The organism is Acidimicrobiales bacterium, assembly GCA_035316325.1.
Lineage (GTDB): Bacteria > Actinomycetota > Acidimicrobiia > Acidimicrobiales > VFJN01 > DASXTK01.
Window position 1 is genome coordinate 1 of record DATHJB010000185.1, and the last position, 16,661, is coordinate 16,661.

39 protein-coding genes are annotated in these 16,661 nt (G+C 69.1%); 1 reads left to right on the top strand and 38 read right to left on the bottom strand.

Features of this window, described 5'->3' with window-relative positions:
• Nucleotides 1-121: 121 nt before the first annotated feature.
• From VK611_24820 to VK611_24850, 7 genes are all read right to left on the bottom strand, one after another.
• Nucleotides 122-1,258: a DNA methyltransferase gene (locus VK611_24820; protein ID HMG44580.1), complete on the bottom strand. Its 1,137-nt coding sequence runs from the start codon at nt 1,256-1,258 to the stop codon at nt 122-124.
• Between the two features lie 163 nt (nt 1,259-1,421).
• Nucleotides 1,422-1,760: a hypothetical protein gene (locus tag VK611_24825; protein ID HMG44581.1), complete on the bottom strand. Its 339-nt coding sequence runs from the start codon at nt 1,758-1,760 to the stop codon at nt 1,422-1,424.
• Nucleotides 1,757-1,948: a hypothetical protein gene (locus VK611_24830; protein ID HMG44582.1), complete on the bottom strand. Its 192-nt coding sequence runs from the start codon at nt 1,946-1,948 to the stop codon at nt 1,757-1,759. Before VK611_24830 ends, VK611_24825 begins: the two co-directional genes overlap by 4 nt.
• Nucleotides 1,938-2,228 (bottom strand): WhiB family transcriptional regulator, encoded by a 291-nt coding sequence (locus VK611_24835; GenBank protein ID HMG44583.1) that lies wholly within the window; start codon nt 2,226-2,228, stop codon nt 1,938-1,940. Before VK611_24835 ends, VK611_24830 begins: the two co-directional genes overlap by 11 nt.
• A 168-nt stretch (nt 2,229-2,396) precedes the next feature.
• Nucleotides 2,397-2,576 carry a hypothetical protein gene (locus VK611_24840; GenBank protein HMG44584.1) on the bottom strand — a complete coding sequence of 60 codons (180 nt, stop codon included), beginning with the start codon at nt 2,574-2,576 and terminating at the stop codon, nt 2,397-2,399.
• Nucleotides 2,569-2,862 carry a hypothetical protein gene (locus tag VK611_24845; protein HMG44585.1) on the bottom strand — a complete coding sequence of 98 codons (294 nt, stop codon included), beginning with the start codon at nt 2,860-2,862 and terminating at the stop codon, nt 2,569-2,571. The genes VK611_24840 and VK611_24845 overlap by 8 nt, the downstream gene beginning before the upstream one ends.
• Nucleotides 2,859-4,331, bottom strand: coding sequence for a DNA methyltransferase (locus VK611_24850; GenBank protein ID HMG44586.1), 1,473 nt, complete (start codon nt 4,329-4,331; stop codon nt 2,859-2,861). Before VK611_24850 ends, VK611_24845 begins: the two co-directional genes overlap by 4 nt.
• A gap of 38 nt (nt 4,332-4,369) precedes the next feature.
• Between VK611_24850 and VK611_24855 the strand changes: the two genes are divergently transcribed.
• Entirely contained in the window at nt 4,370-4,663 is a 294-nt protein-coding gene (locus VK611_24855) for a hypothetical protein (protein HMG44587.1), read from the top strand.
• A gap of 2 nt (nt 4,664-4,665) precedes the next feature.
• Here the strand turns inward: VK611_24855 and VK611_24860 are convergent, their stop codons facing one another.
• The 31 genes from VK611_24860 to VK611_25010 all read right to left on the bottom strand — a co-directional run bounded on the left by VK611_24860 (nt 4,666) and on the right by VK611_25010 (nt 16,606).
• Nucleotides 4,666-4,965 (bottom strand): hypothetical protein, encoded by a 300-nt coding sequence (locus VK611_24860; protein ID HMG44588.1) that lies wholly within the window; start codon nt 4,963-4,965, stop codon nt 4,666-4,668.
• Nucleotides 4,958-5,227 (bottom strand): hypothetical protein, encoded by a 270-nt coding sequence (locus tag VK611_24865; protein ID HMG44589.1) that lies wholly within the window; start codon nt 5,225-5,227, stop codon nt 4,958-4,960. The genes VK611_24860 and VK611_24865 overlap by 8 nt, the downstream gene beginning before the upstream one ends.
• A gap of 34 nt (nt 5,228-5,261) precedes the next feature.
• Nucleotides 5,262-5,726 (bottom strand): hypothetical protein, encoded by a 465-nt coding sequence (locus VK611_24870; GenBank protein HMG44590.1) that lies wholly within the window; start codon nt 5,724-5,726, stop codon nt 5,262-5,264.
• Nucleotides 5,723-5,947: a hypothetical protein gene (locus VK611_24875; protein ID HMG44591.1), complete on the bottom strand. Its 225-nt coding sequence runs from the start codon at nt 5,945-5,947 to the stop codon at nt 5,723-5,725. The genes VK611_24870 and VK611_24875 overlap by 4 nt, the downstream gene beginning before the upstream one ends.
• Before the next feature lie 399 nt (nt 5,948-6,346).
• A complete protein-coding gene (locus VK611_24880; protein HMG44592.1) occupies nt 6,347-6,700 on the bottom strand; it encodes a hypothetical protein in 354 nt (117 codons plus the stop codon).
• Nucleotides 6,693-6,965 (bottom strand): hypothetical protein, encoded by a 273-nt coding sequence (locus VK611_24885; protein ID HMG44593.1) that lies wholly within the window; start codon nt 6,963-6,965, stop codon nt 6,693-6,695. Before VK611_24885 ends, VK611_24880 begins: the two co-directional genes overlap by 8 nt.
• Entirely contained in the window at nt 6,962-7,198 is a 237-nt protein-coding gene (locus VK611_24890) for a helix-turn-helix transcriptional regulator (protein HMG44594.1), read from the bottom strand. The genes VK611_24885 and VK611_24890 overlap by 4 nt, the downstream gene beginning before the upstream one ends.
• Nucleotides 7,195-7,587, bottom strand: coding sequence for a hypothetical protein (locus VK611_24895; GenBank protein HMG44595.1), 393 nt, complete (start codon nt 7,585-7,587; stop codon nt 7,195-7,197). Before VK611_24895 ends, VK611_24890 begins: the two co-directional genes overlap by 4 nt.
• A gap of 187 nt (nt 7,588-7,774) precedes the next feature.
• A complete protein-coding gene (locus VK611_24900; GenBank protein HMG44596.1) occupies nt 7,775-8,230 on the bottom strand; it encodes a hypothetical protein in 456 nt (151 codons plus the stop codon).
• The gene (locus VK611_24905) at nt 8,227-8,592 is read right to left on the bottom strand and encodes a hypothetical protein (GenBank protein ID HMG44597.1); all 366 of its coding nucleotides are present in this window, start codon (nt 8,590-8,592) and stop codon (nt 8,227-8,229) included. The genes VK611_24900 and VK611_24905 overlap by 4 nt, the downstream gene beginning before the upstream one ends.
• A gap of 61 nt (nt 8,593-8,653) precedes the next feature.
• Entirely contained in the window at nt 8,654-8,992 is a 339-nt protein-coding gene (locus VK611_24910) for a hypothetical protein (protein HMG44598.1), read from the bottom strand.
• Between the two features lie 41 nt (nt 8,993-9,033).
• The gene (locus VK611_24915; GenBank protein ID HMG44599.1) at nt 9,034-9,204 is read right to left on the bottom strand and encodes a hypothetical protein; all 171 of its coding nucleotides are present in this window, start codon (nt 9,202-9,204) and stop codon (nt 9,034-9,036) included.
• Nucleotides 9,204-9,479 carry a hypothetical protein gene (locus VK611_24920; GenBank protein ID HMG44600.1) on the bottom strand — a complete coding sequence of 92 codons (276 nt, stop codon included), beginning with the start codon at nt 9,477-9,479 and terminating at the stop codon, nt 9,204-9,206. Before VK611_24920 ends, VK611_24915 begins: the two co-directional genes overlap by 1 nt.
• Complete coding sequence (locus VK611_24925) at nt 9,476-10,039, bottom strand: hypothetical protein (protein HMG44601.1); 564 nt, start codon at nt 10,037-10,039, stop codon at nt 9,476-9,478. Before VK611_24925 ends, VK611_24920 begins: the two co-directional genes overlap by 4 nt.
• A gap of 4 nt (nt 10,040-10,043) precedes the next feature.
• Complete coding sequence (locus VK611_24930; protein HMG44602.1) at nt 10,044-10,586, bottom strand: VUT family protein; 543 nt, start codon at nt 10,584-10,586, stop codon at nt 10,044-10,046.
• Nucleotides 10,583-11,068, bottom strand: a complete 486-nt coding sequence (locus VK611_24935) for a hypothetical protein (GenBank protein HMG44603.1) — start codon at nt 11,066-11,068, stop codon at nt 10,583-10,585. Before VK611_24935 ends, VK611_24930 begins: the two co-directional genes overlap by 4 nt.
• A gap of 20 nt (nt 11,069-11,088) precedes the next feature.
• Nucleotides 11,089-11,337: a hypothetical protein gene (locus VK611_24940; GenBank protein ID HMG44604.1), complete on the bottom strand. Its 249-nt coding sequence runs from the start codon at nt 11,335-11,337 to the stop codon at nt 11,089-11,091.
• On the bottom strand, nt 11,334-11,555 hold the full coding sequence (locus tag VK611_24945) for a hypothetical protein (protein HMG44605.1): 222 nt from the start codon (nt 11,553-11,555) through the stop codon (nt 11,334-11,336). Before VK611_24945 ends, VK611_24940 begins: the two co-directional genes overlap by 4 nt.
• Complete coding sequence (locus tag VK611_24950; GenBank protein HMG44606.1) at nt 11,552-12,310, bottom strand: ERF family protein; 759 nt, start codon at nt 12,308-12,310, stop codon at nt 11,552-11,554. Before VK611_24950 ends, VK611_24945 begins: the two co-directional genes overlap by 4 nt.
• 160 nt (nt 12,311-12,470) lie before the next feature.
• Nucleotides 12,471-12,692 carry a hypothetical protein gene (locus VK611_24955; GenBank protein ID HMG44607.1) on the bottom strand — a complete coding sequence of 74 codons (222 nt, stop codon included), beginning with the start codon at nt 12,690-12,692 and terminating at the stop codon, nt 12,471-12,473.
• On the bottom strand, nt 12,689-12,946 hold the full coding sequence (locus VK611_24960; GenBank protein HMG44608.1) for a hypothetical protein: 258 nt from the start codon (nt 12,944-12,946) through the stop codon (nt 12,689-12,691). The genes VK611_24955 and VK611_24960 overlap by 4 nt, the downstream gene beginning before the upstream one ends.
• The gene (locus VK611_24965) at nt 12,943-13,329 is read right to left on the bottom strand and encodes a hypothetical protein (protein HMG44609.1); all 387 of its coding nucleotides are present in this window, start codon (nt 13,327-13,329) and stop codon (nt 12,943-12,945) included. Before VK611_24965 ends, VK611_24960 begins: the two co-directional genes overlap by 4 nt.
• A complete protein-coding gene (locus tag VK611_24970) occupies nt 13,326-13,634 on the bottom strand; it encodes a hypothetical protein (protein HMG44610.1) in 309 nt (102 codons plus the stop codon). The genes VK611_24965 and VK611_24970 overlap by 4 nt, the downstream gene beginning before the upstream one ends.
• A 106-nt stretch (nt 13,635-13,740) precedes the next feature.
• Nucleotides 13,741-14,067, bottom strand: coding sequence for a hypothetical protein (locus VK611_24975; protein HMG44611.1), 327 nt, complete (start codon nt 14,065-14,067; stop codon nt 13,741-13,743).
• Nucleotides 14,068-14,852: 785 nt separating this feature from the next.
• Nucleotides 14,853-15,227 (bottom strand): hypothetical protein, encoded by a 375-nt coding sequence (locus VK611_24980; GenBank protein HMG44612.1) that lies wholly within the window; start codon nt 15,225-15,227, stop codon nt 14,853-14,855.
• A complete protein-coding gene (locus VK611_24985; GenBank protein ID HMG44613.1) occupies nt 15,224-15,505 on the bottom strand; it encodes a hypothetical protein in 282 nt (93 codons plus the stop codon). The genes VK611_24980 and VK611_24985 overlap by 4 nt, the downstream gene beginning before the upstream one ends.
• Nucleotides 15,502-15,654, bottom strand: coding sequence for a hypothetical protein (locus tag VK611_24990; GenBank protein ID HMG44614.1), 153 nt, complete (start codon nt 15,652-15,654; stop codon nt 15,502-15,504). Before VK611_24990 ends, VK611_24985 begins: the two co-directional genes overlap by 4 nt.
• Nucleotides 15,641-15,844, bottom strand: coding sequence for a DUF397 domain-containing protein (locus VK611_24995; protein ID HMG44615.1), 204 nt, complete (start codon nt 15,842-15,844; stop codon nt 15,641-15,643). Before VK611_24995 ends, VK611_24990 begins: the two co-directional genes overlap by 14 nt.
• A complete protein-coding gene (locus VK611_25000; protein ID HMG44616.1) occupies nt 15,844-15,993 on the bottom strand; it encodes a hypothetical protein in 150 nt (49 codons plus the stop codon). Before VK611_25000 ends, VK611_24995 begins: the two co-directional genes overlap by 1 nt.
• Nucleotides 15,993-16,397 carry a hypothetical protein gene (locus VK611_25005; GenBank protein ID HMG44617.1) on the bottom strand — a complete coding sequence of 135 codons (405 nt, stop codon included), beginning with the start codon at nt 16,395-16,397 and terminating at the stop codon, nt 15,993-15,995. Before VK611_25005 ends, VK611_25000 begins: the two co-directional genes overlap by 1 nt.
• On the bottom strand, nt 16,394-16,606 hold the full coding sequence (locus VK611_25010) for a helix-turn-helix transcriptional regulator (GenBank protein ID HMG44618.1): 213 nt from the start codon (nt 16,604-16,606) through the stop codon (nt 16,394-16,396). Before VK611_25010 ends, VK611_25005 begins: the two co-directional genes overlap by 4 nt.
• Nucleotides 16,607-16,661 lie beyond the last annotated feature (55 nt).

Consider the following 16,661-nt stretch of genomic DNA (forward strand, 5'->3'; position numbering starts at 1 on the left):
TGGCGTGCCCTCCACCGAGATGATCAGATCCTTCGGGTCGCCGACGATCATCGGCCTGACGACCGGTAGGACTAGCTCCTCGAACTCCTGTCTCTGGCGCTCGAAGTCGGTGCGGGTGCGCTCATCCACGGCGCACTTCGATCCCTCGGGCCGCACACAGAGCGAGCCTGCCCTCATCTATGTCGGCACCCAGGGCCTCCATGCCAGCTCGGTAGCCGGCGTCGATGAACGTCCCGGTGCCGGCGAAGGGGTCGAGGAGGACGCCGCCGGATGCCCCGGCGTGCGTGATGAGCTTGTCGGCCAGGTCGTCCGGCTTCTGCCACGGGTCCAGACGGCCATCGTGCCGTCCGTCTGGTGCTGAGATGTCGAGCACTGAGAACCGGTCGACGAGGCCGTCGAACGTCGGGGGCGGGGTATCGGGGCCAACGATGTGCAGGACGGCCTGCCAGTTCGGTGAGTAGCCGTGGCCGTCGGGGCCGATGGTGTTGCGCCACGTCCACACGAGGACGTTCTCGAAGTGCCAATCCTCGCCGCTGAGCACGTTGAGGTAGGCGCGGAGCTCGGGAGGGTAGGCACCGATGCACACGTAGGCGCGGCCGTCAGGCTTCAGTCGGCTGAGCGCTACTGGCAGCCACCACGCAGCGAACGAGTCGATGTCATCCACGTCGGTCGAGTACGGCGGATCGGTGAGCAGCAGATCGGCTCCACCCTCCGGCTGGTCCTTCAGCCACTCGACGGCATCCAGGTACCAGACGACACCGGCAGCTGCGCGGCCGGCGAGGTACTGCTGGCGCTTGCGCTCGCCGTTGCGCCGCCGAACTTCGGAGCGAAGCGCCTGTACAGACCACGGCGACGGCCGGTCTTCATCGCCCGTTACGGCCAACTCCAGCAGCTCGTCCTGCTCGGGCGGCTCCAGCGCTGCCACTGCGTAGTGATGGCCGAACGAGAGATCCGTATGACGTCGTACGGTTTCAGCGAACTTGTCGGCCACCCAAGCGGCTTGCCTGCATGTCTCACCCGAATAGCCGGTCGGAGCGGCCTGCGATGAGGCCTCGCCGTAGGACCGCTCGCCGTAGCGCCACCAGTCCCCCAGCCACCACATGATGCTGCCCTCCATCGAGCGCAGCACTTCACCCACAGCAGCCCAGTCCTCAAAGGGGATGCCCTCCGGCAAGTCGAGGCCCCGTGGGTTGGCGTACTTGAACAACCCTGCCGAAGGGGCCAGGACTTCACCCGTCTCCGAGTTGACGAGGCTCACCCAGTCACCTCGCACATCAGCGAGGCCGTACCATCCAACATGTCAGCTCCTCTATGCAGGTTGCTGGCCAGCCGGCGGGTCGTTCTCAGCGACGCCGCCGGCACTACGTTTTCCCTGCTCAGCATACTTGCTGGGAACACCCGTTCCGGTACGGGAAAGGCCGTCACTGGTCGTCGTTCTCCTTCACTCGTTCGGTGATCGGTTCGACGCGGTCGGACTTGTGGGAGCGCATCGGCGGCAACGGCGCCGGCGGGTCCTCGCGGCGTTTCGTCGCCGCGTCCCGGTGCTTGCGCATCCGCTGCCACTCCAACTCGGTGCCGGCGAACAGCGTCCAGCACTGGCCGCACATGTACGGCCAGTCCGGGTGCGGTGAGCGTTCGGCCTGGTCGTGCAGGCCGCATGCTGGGCAGGTGAGCAGGGATGGCACACCCGGCCCGACGCGGCCGTTCACCGGTGGTTCGTCCGGCGTCTCGTACACGCCTGCACCGAGGTCGGAACTCACGACGCTTCCCGTTCGGCCATCGCTCGCAGCCGGCGGGTCTCGTGGAAGATGCGGGCCCGGAGCACCTCCGGCGACGAGTCCAACGGCACCTGCGAGACCTTCGCCCCGTGGTCGAGCAGCTCGGACCACAGGCCCAGCAGCTCCCGGGCGAGCGTCGTGTCACCCGTGTCACCCGTGTCACCCGGCACGTTGCGCCATCCTTCGGACCCGGCGCAGCATGCGGCGTTCCTTCTCGGTGGCGCCCCACACGCCGTGGTCGATGTTGCGCTCCAGGGCGTACTCGAGGCACTCGGTACGGACCGGGCAGCCGGTGCACCAGTGCTCGACTACCTGGCGTTGCTTGGCGTACTCGATGGGGAACAGGGCGCCCGGTTCAGCTGTCCGACAGGACGCTCGGCGCATCCACGTGGTCGCGTCGAGGTCCAGAAGACCGACGACGGCCCGACGACGGTCACGCGGGTCAGCCACTCGCAGCGCTCCTTGCTAGGCGCCGGAGCCGACGCCGCTCGCGTTCGCTCAAGCCCCAGCGCTCACCGTCGCGGCCTCGCACGATGGTGGCCTCGTAGTCCTGGTCCCAGCGGTCGCAGAGTTCCCATGCTTCGCGCAGGGTCAGCTTGCGGCGCGGGGTCTCGGCCGTCATGGGGTGGCCTCCGTGTCGGCTGTGAGTTCCTCTGCGGCGGCGAGCGCTCGCATGACCCGCTCGGCGGTGCTCAGGTAGCTGCCGGCGCCTTCACGGCGCAGCACGCAGCGGTTGCGGACCTTGCCGTCGGCGTACTCGGTGATGGTGAGGTCGACGATGACGCTGATGTCAGCCATGGGTGGCCTCCGTGTCGAGGTAGTCGAGGGCGAGCTGGCCGTGTGGGAGCAAGCGGCGTCCGGTGGTGGCCTCGTAGGCGACGGCACGCCAGTCGACGTAGAAGCGGTCGATGTCGCGGCCTTCGCCGTGGCTGGCGGAGAACGGGTGGGTGACGAGCTCGGGTGGGAACGGCACCCACACGTGGTCGTGCAGCGGGAGGCCGACGCAGTCGTAGCGGGTGCAGGGCGCCCAGTCGTCGCCTCGGATGCCTGTCGCTTTGTCGTCGGGGTCGTACAGGACCATCACGCCGGGCTCCACAGGTCGAGCGGTGCGGCGGCGAGCCTGAGGGCGGCCTTCTCGGCCATCGCCTCGTCCGCTTCGATGCCGATGGCCTTGTAGCCGGCCTCGCGGGCAGCGACGAGCGTGGAGCAGGACCCAGCGAACGGGTCGAGGACCAGGCCTGGCCGTTCGCTGAGGGCTAGAGGGCCACCACAGTTCGGACACGACCCGAGACGCCGATCATGCCGTGGCAGTGCGGGCACTGGATCGGCTTCGGCGACGGCTTGGGGATGCGATCGTGCTCCCGTTTCGGTAAGACCTTCAGGTTCCCTGGCCGGTTGTCGTCCTTGATCTCGTTGAGGTGATGCACCACCTCGTCCGTCCGGAGCGGACGTCCCAGCACCTCGGCCATCACCAGTCGATGCTCGAAGACGTAGCCCGCCTTGGTCGCCATCGGGTGACCCGGCCGGTAGAGCATCACGTAGCCGGCTTGCGTTCGCAGCGATGGCTTCCGCTTGCCGCGGCCGATCGTCGGAATCGCGCAACGACGGGAGCAGAACCTGGTCGAGTTCGCCAGTGGTTGAAACGTCGCCCCGCACTCCTCGCAGGACTTTGGCTTCAGACGCGCCGCTTGCGCTGCGCACTCCCGCGAGCATGTCCGCTGGGACGGTCGCCCCGTGTGGTTGCGGGCGTGGAACTGGCGTCCACAGATCGGGCAGGTCGTCTCCGGCGTCGCTCGCTGGGACGCGCTCTTGCAAGCGTTGTTGCAGAACTTCCTGGGGCCCCGCTTGCCCAGTGCTGTCGGTAGCCCGCACCACTGGCACCCTCGGTCCTCGCTCACGTCCACAGTCTATGCACTCCAGGACCGACACCACAGGTGGGCAGGCGTAGCGGATGAGCGGGTCGAGCAGCGCTACCGGCTTTTCGGTGGGGGCGATGGCCCCGCGGCGCCACATGTTGGGGACCTCGAGCACCGAGGGTATGAGCCGGGTGCCGTCATCGACCCAGGCGCCCTGGTCGCCGATCTTGCCCATGTGGCGGGCGTGGCCGGCGCCCTGCTTGATCGAGCGGTCGCGTTCCTTGATGCCGACGTGGGTCCGGGGGGTGTCGTGGTGGATGAGGTTCCAGGCGCCCCGGTACCAGTGCAGGACATGTTCATGCACCCGTCGGAAGCGGTCGGCGGCGAAGCCGGTGCCGTTCTGCTTGCGCCACACCACGTCCTGGGAGAGGTTCCAGTAGCGGTCGAACTCCGACCCGTGGCGGAGATACATGCGCATGCTGCCGAAGCACCACATGGAGCGGGTGACGTCCGCGACCAGTGGGAGCCAGCCGTCGGGCCAGACATCCCACAGCAGCGACGTCTCACCGTAAGGGGGGTCGGTGACGCAACAGTCGGGTTCGATACCGACCCCGGGCCGCCCGAGCTCGGGCAGCACCTCGCGCATGTCCCCCAGGTACAGGGTCACCTTGTCGTCGGTGTAGTACGGGACCGTCACCGTTGACTCCTGCGAACAGTTGTTCGTAACCTCGGCTCATGCTGCTGTGGGAGGAGGAGCATTGGGGCGGCTCGTGGCGGGGCCACGACGGCGGCTGGGTTGCCGCCCACGTGGTGCCGGCGTCGGATGGCAGGTGGCTGCCGGTGGTCCACAACGACCGGATCGGTGACGTCACGTACGGGACCCTCGACGGGGCGAAAGCTGCGGCCGAGGCCGCGCACGCTCTGCTCCCGCCGCCCGTCCCCTACAAAGCCCCGGAGCGCTACAAGCGGCCGGTGCCCAACGCACCCATCCGGGTACCGCACCCTGGGGCCACGAAGAGGCCGCAGTGAGGTCAGCACGACACCCACCGGCCCTCGGTGATGAAGCCGTGGAGCCCGCAGTCAGGGCACAGGATCGAAGGGGTGACCGTCAGCGGATCCTCGGCAACGATCGTGTGGCCATCGGCGAGGCGGAGCGCGGGGGCGCAGATGATCTGCACGCCACCGATGACCTTGCACTTGTGCTCGATCCTGCACGTGCCGTCGTCGTAGAACAGCGCCCGGACCGACGATTCTCCGGGCCAGGGGCGGGTACAGATCGAGCGGCCCCACCCGGGCTCAACGAGGAACGCGCTCTCATGCGGCTCACTCACCGGTCGTCTCCGTGGTGGCTCCCCCAGCAGGGTTGGGCTCCTGGGCGACCTCGTACTCGGTCAGCACGAACATCACCCGGCGGCCGTTGGCGGACGTCACCGGCCCAACGCGGGCGACCTCGTAGGTAGGTGATTCGCCCAGCAGGGTCATCCACTCGACCACCCAGGTGTTCACGACCAGGTGGCGCACCTGGTCGGGCAGCCCGGGGGGCGTCATGCGCTCAACCAGCGCCCGCACCTGCTCACGGTCGACCGCGCTCACGATGTCGACACCTCGGCTCTCCCCCAGCAGGCGGTCACGTAGGGGCCTGACCCGTCAGCTCGGGTGCGGTGTCGAAGAGGGTCGGCTCGACGGCGACCACCTCAGCGGGTTGGGCGGAAGTGTCGGGTGTCACTGCGTCGGGGAGCCATCCGTCGGTGGCGCCCGACCAGCACGGACCACCGGCGCCGGCGGCGTGGGCGAGGACCCGGCGTTCGTCGGCCCCACGTGCCCGGCCGAGGCGCTTGAGGTTGTGGTGAAGGCAGGAAGCGGCAGCGCTCCACAGGGTGCGGTACCGGTCTGCTTCGCGGACGGCCTCCGCGGTGCGGCGGGCCTCGGACTCCACCTTGATGGCATCGATGCCGTGTTGGGCGACCAGCCATGCCAGTAGGGCGACGGCGTCAGCGGGGGTGTTCGTCACCAGGTCGGCGGACCTGGTCCGCAACTCGTCGGTGGGCAGGCTCGTCCACTCGGCTGCCACAGCGGCGGCGAGGACCGTCACCGGTTGACCTCGAAGCGGATAGGCCACACCCACGACAGGTAGCGGTTGCCGACCTTGAGCCAGCAGCCGATGATGTGCCGGCCCGATCGGCCGGGGCGGTCACCGAGACGGTTGAGGTGCAGGCCGGCAGGCATCAGGCCGAACCGGTCCTGTCTGTAGCTGAATCGGCCCAGCGGGCGGGACCGGTGGCGCTGGCGGGGGGTGGCTAGCTGGACCCTCACGTCGCACCATCCCGCGTGGTGGTGGTCTCCTTGCGTCGAACCCGGCGCGTCCCGCGCCGACGCTCGGTGTCGGTACGACACGCAGCGCACCGCCGGTACCGGTCACATGGACGCTGGCGCTCCTGGTCCGCCCACCGGTGCCCGTTGCCACAGGTCTCCTGGGCGCTATCCCAGTCAGGCCACAGCAGGGACGGGTGAATGCCGAGCCGAGTGGCGGCCGTGTCGGCGCTGGCCGGGCTCATCCGGCGGTTCCCGAGGCGCCACTGACTCACCGCCGGCTCCGTCGCACCGATCTTCTCGGCCATCTCCCGGCACGACGTGCCCGAGGGGAACATCGCCAGGACCGGGCCAGGATCGAACAGCGGGCCGCCTTGGCGCACCGGGCGGCGCCCGCTCCGGTCACCCATCGTTCTCGTCCTTGCGCGCGGTGGCTCCCCCAGCAGGGTCAGCGGCCTGGCGCTGGTTGAGTCGGGCCTCTAGGTGGTCGAGTCGCCTGACGATGGCGTTGAGCCGACCGGCCTGGTCCCCGAGTTCGTGAGCGATCGCGGTGACCGGGTGGGGTGCGGCGAGGAGCGCTGCGGCGAGTGACCGGTAGCTCACCGTCGTCGAGGCGGTCGACAACCCGGTGTCGCTATGTTCAATCGATTGCGACACCGCAGGACCGACAGAGGGACCAGCAGCAGCCTGTTCTGCTCGCTCGGCTGCGTAGGAGGTGTCGTCGCCCACCGGCGTGATGCCGTACTCGTCAGCCATCGGTGCTCTCCTTGGTGAGCCTGTACACGGGCCGCTCGGTCGCGTGCCCGATGCCATCCACACCGGACCACTGGGGACGTCCCTGGCTGGTGTCCCAGACGAACCCGACCCGCTCCAATCCGCCCGCCTCGATGGCGAGCTCGGCGTGCAGGTCCCCGGTGAGGGCGTCGAGCACTTTGGCGGCTTGGGTGCTGTGTGGCTGGGTGGGGTCGAGACCGGCGAGCACGTCGCCCACGACCCACAGAGCGTCCTCGTAGGCGGTCACTCGGGGACCTCATCGACCGGTCGTAGGCGGACTTCCCATCGGCAGCCGAGGACGTGCGCCCAGTAGTCGAGCATCGGCAGACTGACCCCGGTGCGAGTGCCCAGAAACTGGTTGACGTGCTTGGTCGAAGCGCCGGTACGGCGGGCGAACTCGGCCTGCGACAGATCCTGGCTGGCCATTTCCTCTCCGATGAGGTGAGCGAAGACGCCCATCAACGGCTCGTGGCGGCTCACTGGGTGCCTCCCGGCGGGTCCTCGGTGTCTGGTGGGGCGGTGTCCTCCACAACGACCACGGCGGTCTGGTGCGGCACATTGAACCGGGCCGTCAGCACCGAGTAGCCCTCGATGGGGACGTCGCCCGTGTTCGTCATGTTGCGGTGCGTCGCCTGCATCGTGCGGCCCTTCCACAGCACCTTCGGTTGCGGGGCCTCGGCCTGTGCCTGCGCCAGTCGTTGTTCGTAGCGTGCGGTCAGCTGCTCCCGTAGTTCGCCCTCGGCGTCCAACTCGGCATCGCACAGGACGTCCATGACGGCGTCGGTGATGCCGTCGAGCGTCGGGACGATGTCGAGCTGGGAGCCGTACGCCTCCACGGCCGCTCGCACCTGGTCGCGGGTCGGGGTCATCGGTCGGCCCACTTCGCCTTGATTGCGTCGGCTTCGCCGTCACGCCATGGACGGATGGTGCCGAGGTCGTTAACGTCGAACAGTGCTCCGGGTTCGTGCATCCCGGAGTGCTCCCAGGCGGGGCGCCCACACTCATCGCACGAGCTGAACGGCTGGCCCATCCACATGAAGCCGTGACTGGACACCGTCACGCCGGCACCCCCTCAGCCAGTGCGGGTACCCGCCACTCCCCGAGGTACGCGGCCATGTCGACTTCGGCGGTCTGGTCCGCCATCGCGGCGATGTCGCCGGGGGTCGGGTAGGCGAGGTCGGGGACGTCGTCGGGGAGTGGCTCCCACGCCCAAGCGGGTGGCGGTCCCGGGTTGAAGTTGGCCGGGGTGTCGAGTCCGAGGTGCTGTTCCGCCGTCAGCTGGGTGCCGACGAGCACGCTGTTCTCCCAGCGGAGCTGCATGAGCTCGCGGTCGCGGGCCCGTCCGTTGCGTTGTTCGGCTTGGAGGTCGATGCGGACCTGCCGGTACTTCGACCCCAAGCTGCTGTTGGCGACAGCGAGGGCGGCGCAGACGCCGATGGCGAGGACAGCGACCGTGTAGGCGTAGAGGGTCTCGATGTCGTTGTGGGTGATGAAGTCGATGGGGTCGCTCATCGTTCCGTTCCAGTGGTGGGGTCGTCGCTGGGCGATGGGTAGGAGGTGGCATCGGTATCGCTGGCCATCCACACGCCGAGGACGCAGATGACGCCGTTGCCTGCGAGCACCGCGACCCAGCCGATGTTCGGGTCACGGACGAGGCCGATGGTCGACAGCGCAGCGAGGACGCTGCCGCTGGCCATCAGCAGCCGGCCGAGCCACAGCACCACAGCGGGTCCGTAGCGGTCGACCAGGTCCTGTGGCTGGTTGCACCACGGGCAGTGCTCGGCGCCTACGGACCCGTCGTCGGGGTCAGGACCGAAGTCGCCCCAGTCGAGGGTGCGGCCATGCGGGCACTCGGTCGGCAGGGTGCGACTCATCGCTTGCCGATGCCGGCGTGGCCGTGGTCGCACGTGAAGTGCCACAGCACAGGGACGCCGCTCACCACAACCTCCGCAGGTAGGTCGGGGGCTGGGGCAGCTCGGGGATGTCGTCCTCGGCTGCCCAGTCGTACTGCTCGACGTCGCCCTCCGGGTGCTCACCAGAGATGCGCTGCTCCAGTTGCTGCGCCGAGAACGCCACGTCCATCGCGCCCTCCACGGCGGCGTCCTTGCGCTGGTACACCAGCTCCAGGTCGGCGCGGCGGTCACCGAGGATGAGGCCGCACACGAACCCAACGACGAGCCCCACGCACACGGTCGTGGGCCACGGCCAAGTCATGAACGTCATCCACAGCACGGCGACCAGCAACAGGGCAGTGGCGCAGGCGGCAGCGACCACGAGCGTCTTCGTTGCCCTCGGTGGGGGTCTGCGGATGGCGGTCATGTCTCGACCTGCCACAGCACCGTGAACCGGACGGGCACCGTCGCCGGGCCGATCTGTCCGAAGCCCTCGCAGTCCTCGGCTCGATGCGGGCCTTCGTGGTCGCTGTTCTGGACGCAGTACAACAGGGTGTCCTCGTCGTAGGTAAACGAATCGACGCACTGGGCCATCAGGCCAGCTCCTTGCCTTCGAGGTCGTGTTCAACAACGAACGGGCCGGGTCCGCCGTCGGGGTGCTGGCAGATGTTGACGATGTGCCCGCACACCTCACATCCGACGACGCCGGCGATGACGTCCTTCCGGGCCACCCGGCCGAGCGAGCCCGGGCAGCGGGTATCGAGACGCTGCAGCCGGGTGGATGGGCGCGGTGGGCGGCCGGTCACGAACTCGATGGCGAGAGCGCGGACGGTCGGCCAGTGGCGGCGCACCACAGTCGAGGCGGTCACGATGCACCTTCGAACAGGGTGGGTTCGTGGGCCCAGCGGAGCCAGCGCAGGAGTTGGGGGAGGTTGTGGTCCGGGCCGAAGGCGAGGAACGTGCCGTCGACGGAGTCGCAGCCGAGCGCAGCGGCGTAGCGGAGGCGGCGTAGCGAGTTGACGCGGCCCATGTGCACCCACAGTCCGCGGGCCTTGGCCTCAGCGACGAGAGCGCGTGCCTCAACCCCGAGCTTCCACGGGGTGTCGCCACCGATGAACACGGCCGAGCACGGGGGGAAGGAGGTGGCGCCGTTCTGGAGGACGTAGGCCGTGCGGTAGCCGCGGTTGCGGGCGGCGCCGTGCCAGCGTGCCCAGCGTTCGTTCGTGGCTTGGGCGTCGGCCACTACGTCGGGGACGACCACGAAGAGGCAGTCGGCGGCCAGGTGCTGATGGCGGTCGAGGGTGGCGAGCCAGCGTTCCGGGGTCCAGCGTGCGGCGAAGCAGCCGTTGTCGATCGCCCACCGGGTGCCGTCGACGACCCGGTTGCCGGCGTCGGGGGTAACCATCTGGCCGAGAAGTCCGGTGGCCATGGCGTCACGTACCTGCGGGCCGGAGGCTGTGGCGAGGTACAGCACGACGTGCCCACCAGACGAGGGGCCAGGCGACGGCGACCATGACCACCTTGCCGACGACGTTGCCGGTCAGGTGGTCGAGGCTCCCGAAGGCCAGCGTGAGGAACAGGGCGGAATCGACGACCGCGCCGACCGTGTTGGACAGCGCAACGGCTGAAGGCCAGTGGCGGCGTCGGAGAGGCTCGTACACAGCAAGGTCGGCCAGTTCGCTGTCAGCGAACGCCAGGGCCGAGGCGACAGCGATCGGGGCGTGGCCGCCGGGGATGCGGTCGGCGTCCTCGATCACGTACGACAGCAGCGCCCCGGCGGCGATGCCGGCCAGCACCAGGCGTCGGCCACCCCGCTCATGCAGGGCGTCACGGAGACCGAACGCCAGCCCGGCGAAGTACACCCCAGCCGGGGCTTCCAGCCCGAAGCCGATGGGGACGATGCCGTAGCGGGCGAGCGCCCAGTTGGCGCCGGCCACCGTGGCGACAAACGCGGCGAACAGGATGAGGCGGGTCACGACGCACCGGCCCTACGGAGGAACCCGCGCTCACGGGCCCAGGCACCGTGACGGTGGATGTGGCGATGGCAGCCGGTGCCGCAGACATCGAGCGTGTTCCACGCCTCGTCGCTGGACCCGGGCCCGCGGGGGATGATGTGGTGCCGGTCGGTCGGCCGTCCCTTACACACACCGGGGATGGCGGCTTCGCAGACGTCGGCCAGCGGCTCGTCGGGTCGGGCGCGGCCGGGGGCGTTCCACCGCTTGTTCGTCGGGGACGTCGGCCGCATCCGTTTGCGTCCCTGGCCTTCCGGTGGGGGCCAGGGGGTCAGCTCGCTACCCACCGGGGTGACCGTGACGAGGCCGTCAGCGAACGACGGGCCGGTCGTGCCGTGGCCGGGGCCGCGCTGGTAGTAGCTCGCCCCGGTGGAGTCCTTCGCCCGCCAGCCACGGGACTTCAACCAGCGCAGCGAGACGATGCGGTTGGCTGAACCGACCGACATGCCAACCTCGAGAACGGCGGTCACCACCCCACCCCCTTCGCCGCCAGCTGCTCGCCGTAGTCGCTTCGGCCGCCGAGGTGCGTGTACCGGTAGCGCTCACCGGCTGGCATCGGGTCGACCGGCAGGTTCAGCAGGAACCGGTAGAGGTCGATGGCGCAGCCGGGGCAGAAGTCGAGGCCGCGGCGCCGCTCCCACCGGTCGTCCGTCGAGTCCACGTAGCCGCAGCGGTCGCACGCGAACTCCCACGTCGGAATCTCGCGGGCAGTCACGACCCGTCCAGGCTCTCGTCGACACCGGCTTTCAGCGCTTCCCACTCGGCCTCGGTCTTGTCGACGCCCGTCACACAGATGGGCTCCTCGTAGCAACCGAAGGCGCAGATGCCGGCGGGGTCGTGGCCGGGCAGCTTGAACGACCGCCGGAAGTAGGGGCACGTGTCGTAGTCGGGGAACTCGACGTCGCCGTCTTCAATCCACCTCGGCTCGCTCACTTCGCCCCCTTCTCTGCGTGGTCGGCCATGTACTTGGCCTCAGCGTCGAACCCTGTAGGCGCCGGGTCGGGGCCAGGACCGGCGACGGTCGGCCCTGACCCGTCATCGGTGGCGGTCAGCTCCGCGAGGTAGGCGAGCGCGGCCTCGGCCTGCTTGGCGGTGAGACGGTCAGGCTCCGGGAGGTTCTGCTTCCTCGACCACTCCTGCAGCGGTGGCCACTGCTCGGCGGTCAGACCGGCGATGGCCTGCTTGACCGCGACGATCTGGGCCTTCGCTGCAGCGGGTTCGGCGCTACGGGCATCGGCCTCGTGCGTGGTGCCGTCGGCGTCGTCGACCGGGTCCGAGATCTGGAACGTCTGCAGCAGGGCGTACTTCATGGCCTGGGTGAGGCACTTGTTGCCGCCCTTGTCCGAGTTGTCCCGGCCGATAGCGAGGATGGGGCCGATGACGATCTTGTCCTCGATGCCGCCCGGGCCGTAGACGTCGTACTCGATCTCCTCGACGACGTCGGTCCACGGCTTGGCGTTGACCATCAACTCGCGCAGATCGAAGGAGATGACGCGGGGGGTGAACAGGACGCCGTGGCGGGCGAACAGCTCCTGGGTGTGCGGGGTGATCTGGTCGATGCCCCGGTACCGGTAGCCGCCCTGCTTCGGGTCGGCCTGGCCGCCCTTCTCGATCGACGGCAGGTCACGCATCACCCGGCACAGGGCCTCGATGACATGCGCCGCCTTCGGCTCTTCGGTGGCGCTCACGACTGCTCCCCTTGCGGCAGGACGCCCTCAACCATGTGGTTGCGGTACGCCTCGGTGGCTTCGTCAAGGACCGGCGACGAGAACCAGGCCTTGCAGTAGCAGCGCACGAACCCTCCGTCGGGATGACGCAGGCAGGCTTCGGCTACTCCGTGGAGGGCCATCACGACGTCACCTGACCGTCGGGCCACCACACGACGATTTCGTCGTCGCGGGCCTCGACCCTGCAGGCGTCGTCGTAGCTGCGCCGGCCCTCGGGCATGTCCAGCAAGGCCCAGTCGATGGCCTTCCGGACATCGGAGACGCACGCTCCCCGGTCGACTGGGGCCGGGACCACGTACTCGTGGCGGGTCGTGGTAACGGTGCGCTTCGAGACGGTGCTCACAGCCCCGCCCCCCACCACGTCGGGTCGTAGCCGATGGGCACGTCGTCCTCCATGAGCGGGTCGCGTTCGGACTCGTCGTCCTGCCACTCCCCTGCGGCGACGGTGTCGGGATGCAACGGGACCTCCGCGTCGTAGCGGGCCTTATCCGCGCGGCACTGCGCGTCCGTGGGCCGGCGTGGGCCGCGCTCCGTCATCCACGTGGCGTCCGCGAGCTCGGCCCGCAGGTTCGCCAGGTACTGGTCGTGGGCGGTCACGAGTCACCCCGCAGCCGGTGCAACTGGCGGAGCGTCTCGGCGGCGCTTGACTCGTCGTCGACGACGAACCAGCCGACGTCGCGGTCGTGGGCGTAGTTGCCGAGCGGAACCTCACCGAGGTCGATGACGATGCTCAGGGCGTCCTGCGTCTCCCGGTGCAGCTGGCTCGCCCGGTCCTGCTGCTCTCTCGTGAAGTGCAGGTCGCCGTCGGCATCTTTGAACAGGACCCACGCGAGGATGCGGGCGATGTCGCCTTCGACGTCGCTGTTGCCGTAGGGGCGCTTCGGGTCAATCTCGGGAGCGCCGTACTCGCAGTCGTTCCACCCCACGTAGGCCGCACGGAGCAGACGCAAGTGGTCGTGGGTGAGGGTGAAGCGCTTCACGTCGCACTCCCCCGGTCGACCGGCACGACAGTTCCATCGGCTTCGATGACGACCTCGAGCCCGCACCACATGCAGTCCCCCGTCAACCGGTCGGTATCGAGGGTCACAGCCCAGCGGAGGTTGAGCTGGTGACGGCAGTTCGACTGCTTCCACAGCTGGCCTTCGGCGTCGCCCTCAGCGACCAACTCGGCGAGCTGCACCGGATCGAGGTAGACGACCATGGGCTCGTGGTCCGTGGGCAGGGTGAGCACGAACGGCTTGTCGGGGAACAGCAGCGTGGTGTCGAAGGAGAGGGTGGGCCTCATCGCGCCATCACCCAGAGGAAGGCGACGAAGCCGAAGACGAGCACGGCGGTCAGGGCGACGTCCGGCCATGTGATGCCCGACTCGGCAGCGGCGAACAACAGGGCGGTCACGACTCACCGCCGACGTAGATGTCCTCGAAGCGGAAGGTGTGCGGGGAGCGGGCGAACGGCAGCGACTTGAGGCCGCACACCCTCTCGTCCTCGATGAGGGCGAGCACGGTACAGCCCTGCACCTTCTCCCAGCAGTCGACGTTGCACGCCTGCAAGACGCCTTCGATGAACCGGTAGCAGGACCGGCCACCGCGCAGGTCGTAGCCGCCGGCGCCCTGGGCGCTGCCGCCATAGTCCAGATGGACCATCGCGGTGAAGATGCCGTGGTCCTCAGGACCGAGCTGGGTGGACTCGATGCGAGCGATGCGTTCCTCGGTTGCCATACGATGTACCTCGTTCCGGGACCCCGGCGACCTGCGCTCCACGCACTCGGTCGTCGGGGTTTCTTGTTGTCAGGTCAGGTCAGGTGCGGGCGTTCGGAGGCTGCGTCCATGACTTGCAGCACGTGCCGTCCCCCAAAGGGGGCGCCGTGTGGCTGGCACGTATGGACTCCGGACGCCCTGCTCCCCGACCCGAGGGGCGCGGCGGGCGGACAGGACGCCTCCCCGGGTCGAGGGGCACGACGCCCCGATGAGGAAGAGCCCGCCGGCCCGGACCTCAGGGCGCCGTTACCGCCCCGGGTCTCGTCACGTCCCAGCCGAGTGGCGTCCCCTGGGTGCGTGCTACAGGCCAGCGGGTAGCCGACGACCACAGCGGGTTGGGAACCCTGCAGTCGTCGGACATCGACGCTGGGCCCGGCCATGGCGGCAAGGCCGGACCCAGCTGCCCCGGCGGCGGAGTGGTGCCGCCGGGCGAAGGTGGCCGGGGAACAGGGCGGGCAACTCTGCGCCCCGGCCACGAGCAGGAGACAGGACGACGACTCGCTGTCGCCCGACAGGACCGCGGCGAGGAGCACCGCGAGCACCACCACGACCGTGACGACGCTGATGACGTTCACCGCCCGGCGGTTGAACTCCTCCTGGCGTGGGTCAGGAGCCGTCACAGCCGACCTCCCCGCACTGAGTAGGCGGGCAATCGGGGTCGCAAGGGTCGGGGTCATCGCAGCCCACGGCCAGTAGGGCCATCGCCGCGAACACGAGCGCCCAGAAGCGACGCACGAGGGAGGCCGTCATCCGTGGACCCGCCAGGTCGTCGGCCACTCGGGGACAGCGTCACGCATCCCGGTGAGCACCTTCACGAGCGTCTCGTAGCTACCCCACCCGTTCGCCGGGTTCATGGCGCTGTACCGCACGGGATTCGACTCAAGTTGTCGGATCAGAGCGTCTAGGAAGGCGGCGCCGGTGGGTCCGTCGCAGCCGTCGAGGCGCTTCCACCAGGGCGGGCCGATGGCCTTCCAGATCGGGTGGTCGTCGGGGGTCGCCTTGGCGTTGACGCAGCCGAGATCGGTGAGAGCCTCAGCGATCATGCCGTTGCAGTTGTGGGTGTAGTTCCAGTCGCCCTCGGTGTGGCCGCGGTCGTCGGTGAGGTAGGCGTCCCAGCTCACGGCGTCTCCTCCCACCACTGCGAGAACAGGACGAAGCCACCCCACGCGGCGCCTTCCTCGATGCCGGTCGTGTCGAACGACCGGGTGTACGTCAGCTCAGGTGCCGGCGTGAGGCTCAAGCCGCCGGCGGTGGCGAGGCACAGCGCCCACACGGCGCAGACCCGCAGGGTGCAGCGGCCCAGCAGCCACAGCACCGTGCCCGCCGTCGCGGTCACCGCGACAGCGACGACGTAGGCGGCCATGTCGGCGTAGGACATCGAGTCCAGGAGGGCGGTCACCACACACCTGCCTCGAGCTCGCGGGCCTCGTCGAGCTGCCGGTCCCACGCCGCCAGGAAGCGGCGCCACGTTGGGCGTCGGAGGGGCGCGGACGGGACGGCAGTCAGCTCCGCCGGCGTCCCTCCGACAGTGGGCTCAGGCGAGGTCATCGAACTCTCCTGCCTTCACCCCGGCTACGAACGCCTGCCACTCGTCATGGTCGGCGTGGACCTGGTCACCGTTGGGGAAGCGGCTGTTGCGCAAGACGACGCCCGTCGCGCAATGACCGGGGCACGAGGCCACCTCGACGCACTGCTCGGTGACGTGGTCCGCACCGCAACGGCTGGAGCGGCGCCACATCAGCTCGCCTCCTGCTTGCCGCGTCCACATGGACAGTCCTGCGGGCAACGGCAGCGGGCCCGGGCCATGCGGAAGACGCGGGCGGTGTCGGCGAGGACGACCGGGTCGCGGAAGCTCGCCGGGATGTCGCGCTCCTGGGTGTCGGCCATCACGCACCCTTCCGGCGCAGGAGCGCGGCGTCATCGGAGGCGACGAGCCCGGCCTTGTAGCGGGCCCGGTGGAACACGCGGCTGGTCAGCCGGCGGCACCGCCAGTACTGGCGGTAGGCCCACAGAGCGGGGACGACGGGCTTGAAGCACAGCGGCTCGCCGGGGTTGTGGGGACCGGCGATCTGCGACGGCCGCTGCAGCGAGAGCCCGCAGGTCGGGCAGATACCCCAACGATTCGGGTCGTCGATGCACACGCGGACGAGGCGGTCGCGCAGTCCGTCGAGTGCTTCGGTCGTGTCGTCGACCGCGTCGATCAGGTCGTGGGCGCCATCGTGGTCGGTGGGGATATCGGCGTCGTTGGCGATGCCTGTGGTCACGTGGAGGAGGTCGGTGAGTCCGCTCACGACTCCCCCAGGAGGTTGATGCCGAGGGCGGCGGCGATAGCGAGGAACGTGTCGAGGCTCCCGATGCCGCTCTCTGCTCTGCTGATGGTGGCCGCCGTGACCTTGGCCATCTCGGCGACGGTCGCCTGGTTCAGGTCACGGCGGGCACGCTCCATGCGGAGCTTCTCGGCCCACTTCTCCTGCACCTCGGCTGCGGTCTGATTCGGCACGAGCAGTACAGTATCCGCAATACTGGTTCGGCACAAGTGGTACTTGAATGACAAT

Bases quoted from the DNA above. Each gene is read 5' to 3' on its own strand.
- VK611_24840 (HMG44584.1), bottom strand. From the start codon at position 2,576: ATGGCTGACATCAGCGTCATCGTCGACCTCACCATCACCGAGTACGCC.
- VK611_24855 (HMG44587.1), top strand. From the start codon at position 4,370: ATGCTGCTGTGGGAGGAGGAGCATTGGGGCGGCTCGTGGCGGGGCCAC.
- VK611_24880 (HMG44592.1), bottom strand. From the start codon at position 6,700: ATGGCTGACGAGTACGGCATCACGCCGGTGGGCGACGACACCTCCTAC.
- VK611_24895 (HMG44595.1), bottom strand. From the start codon at position 7,587: ATGACCCCGACCCGCGACCAGGTGCGAGCGGCCGTGGAGGCGTACGGC.
- VK611_24900 (HMG44596.1), bottom strand. From the start codon at position 8,230: ATGAGCGACCCCATCGACTTCATCACCCACAACGACATCGAGACCCTC.
- VK611_24905 (HMG44597.1), bottom strand. From the start codon at position 8,592: ATGAGTCGCACCCTGCCGACCGAGTGCCCGCATGGCCGCACCCTCGAC.
- VK611_24915 (HMG44599.1), bottom strand. From the start codon at position 9,204: ATGGCCCAGTGCGTCGATTCGTTTACCTACGACGAGGACACCCTGTTG.
- VK611_24925 (HMG44601.1), bottom strand. From the start codon at position 10,039: ATGGCCACCGGACTTCTCGGCCAGATGGTTACCCCCGACGCCGGCAAC.
- VK611_24935 (HMG44603.1), bottom strand. From the start codon at position 11,068: ATGTCGGTCGGTTCAGCCAACCGCATCGTCTCGCTGCGCTGGTTGAAG.
- VK611_24970 (HMG44610.1), bottom strand. From the start codon at position 13,634: ATGAGGCCCACCCTCTCCTTCGACACCACGCTGCTGTTCCCCGACAAG.
- VK611_24975 (HMG44611.1), bottom strand. From the start codon at position 14,067: ATGGCAACCGAGGAACGCATCGCTCGCATCGAGTCCACCCAGCTCGGT.
- VK611_24990 (HMG44614.1), bottom strand. From the start codon at position 15,654: ATGACCTCGCCTGAGCCCACTGTCGGAGGGACGCCGGCGGAGCTGACT.
- VK611_24995 (HMG44615.1), bottom strand. From the start codon at position 15,844: ATGTGGCGCCGCTCCAGCCGTTGCGGTGCGGACCACGTCACCGAGCAG.
- VK611_25000 (HMG44616.1), bottom strand. From the start codon at position 15,993: ATGGCCGACACCCAGGAGCGCGACATCCCGGCGAGCTTCCGCGACCCG.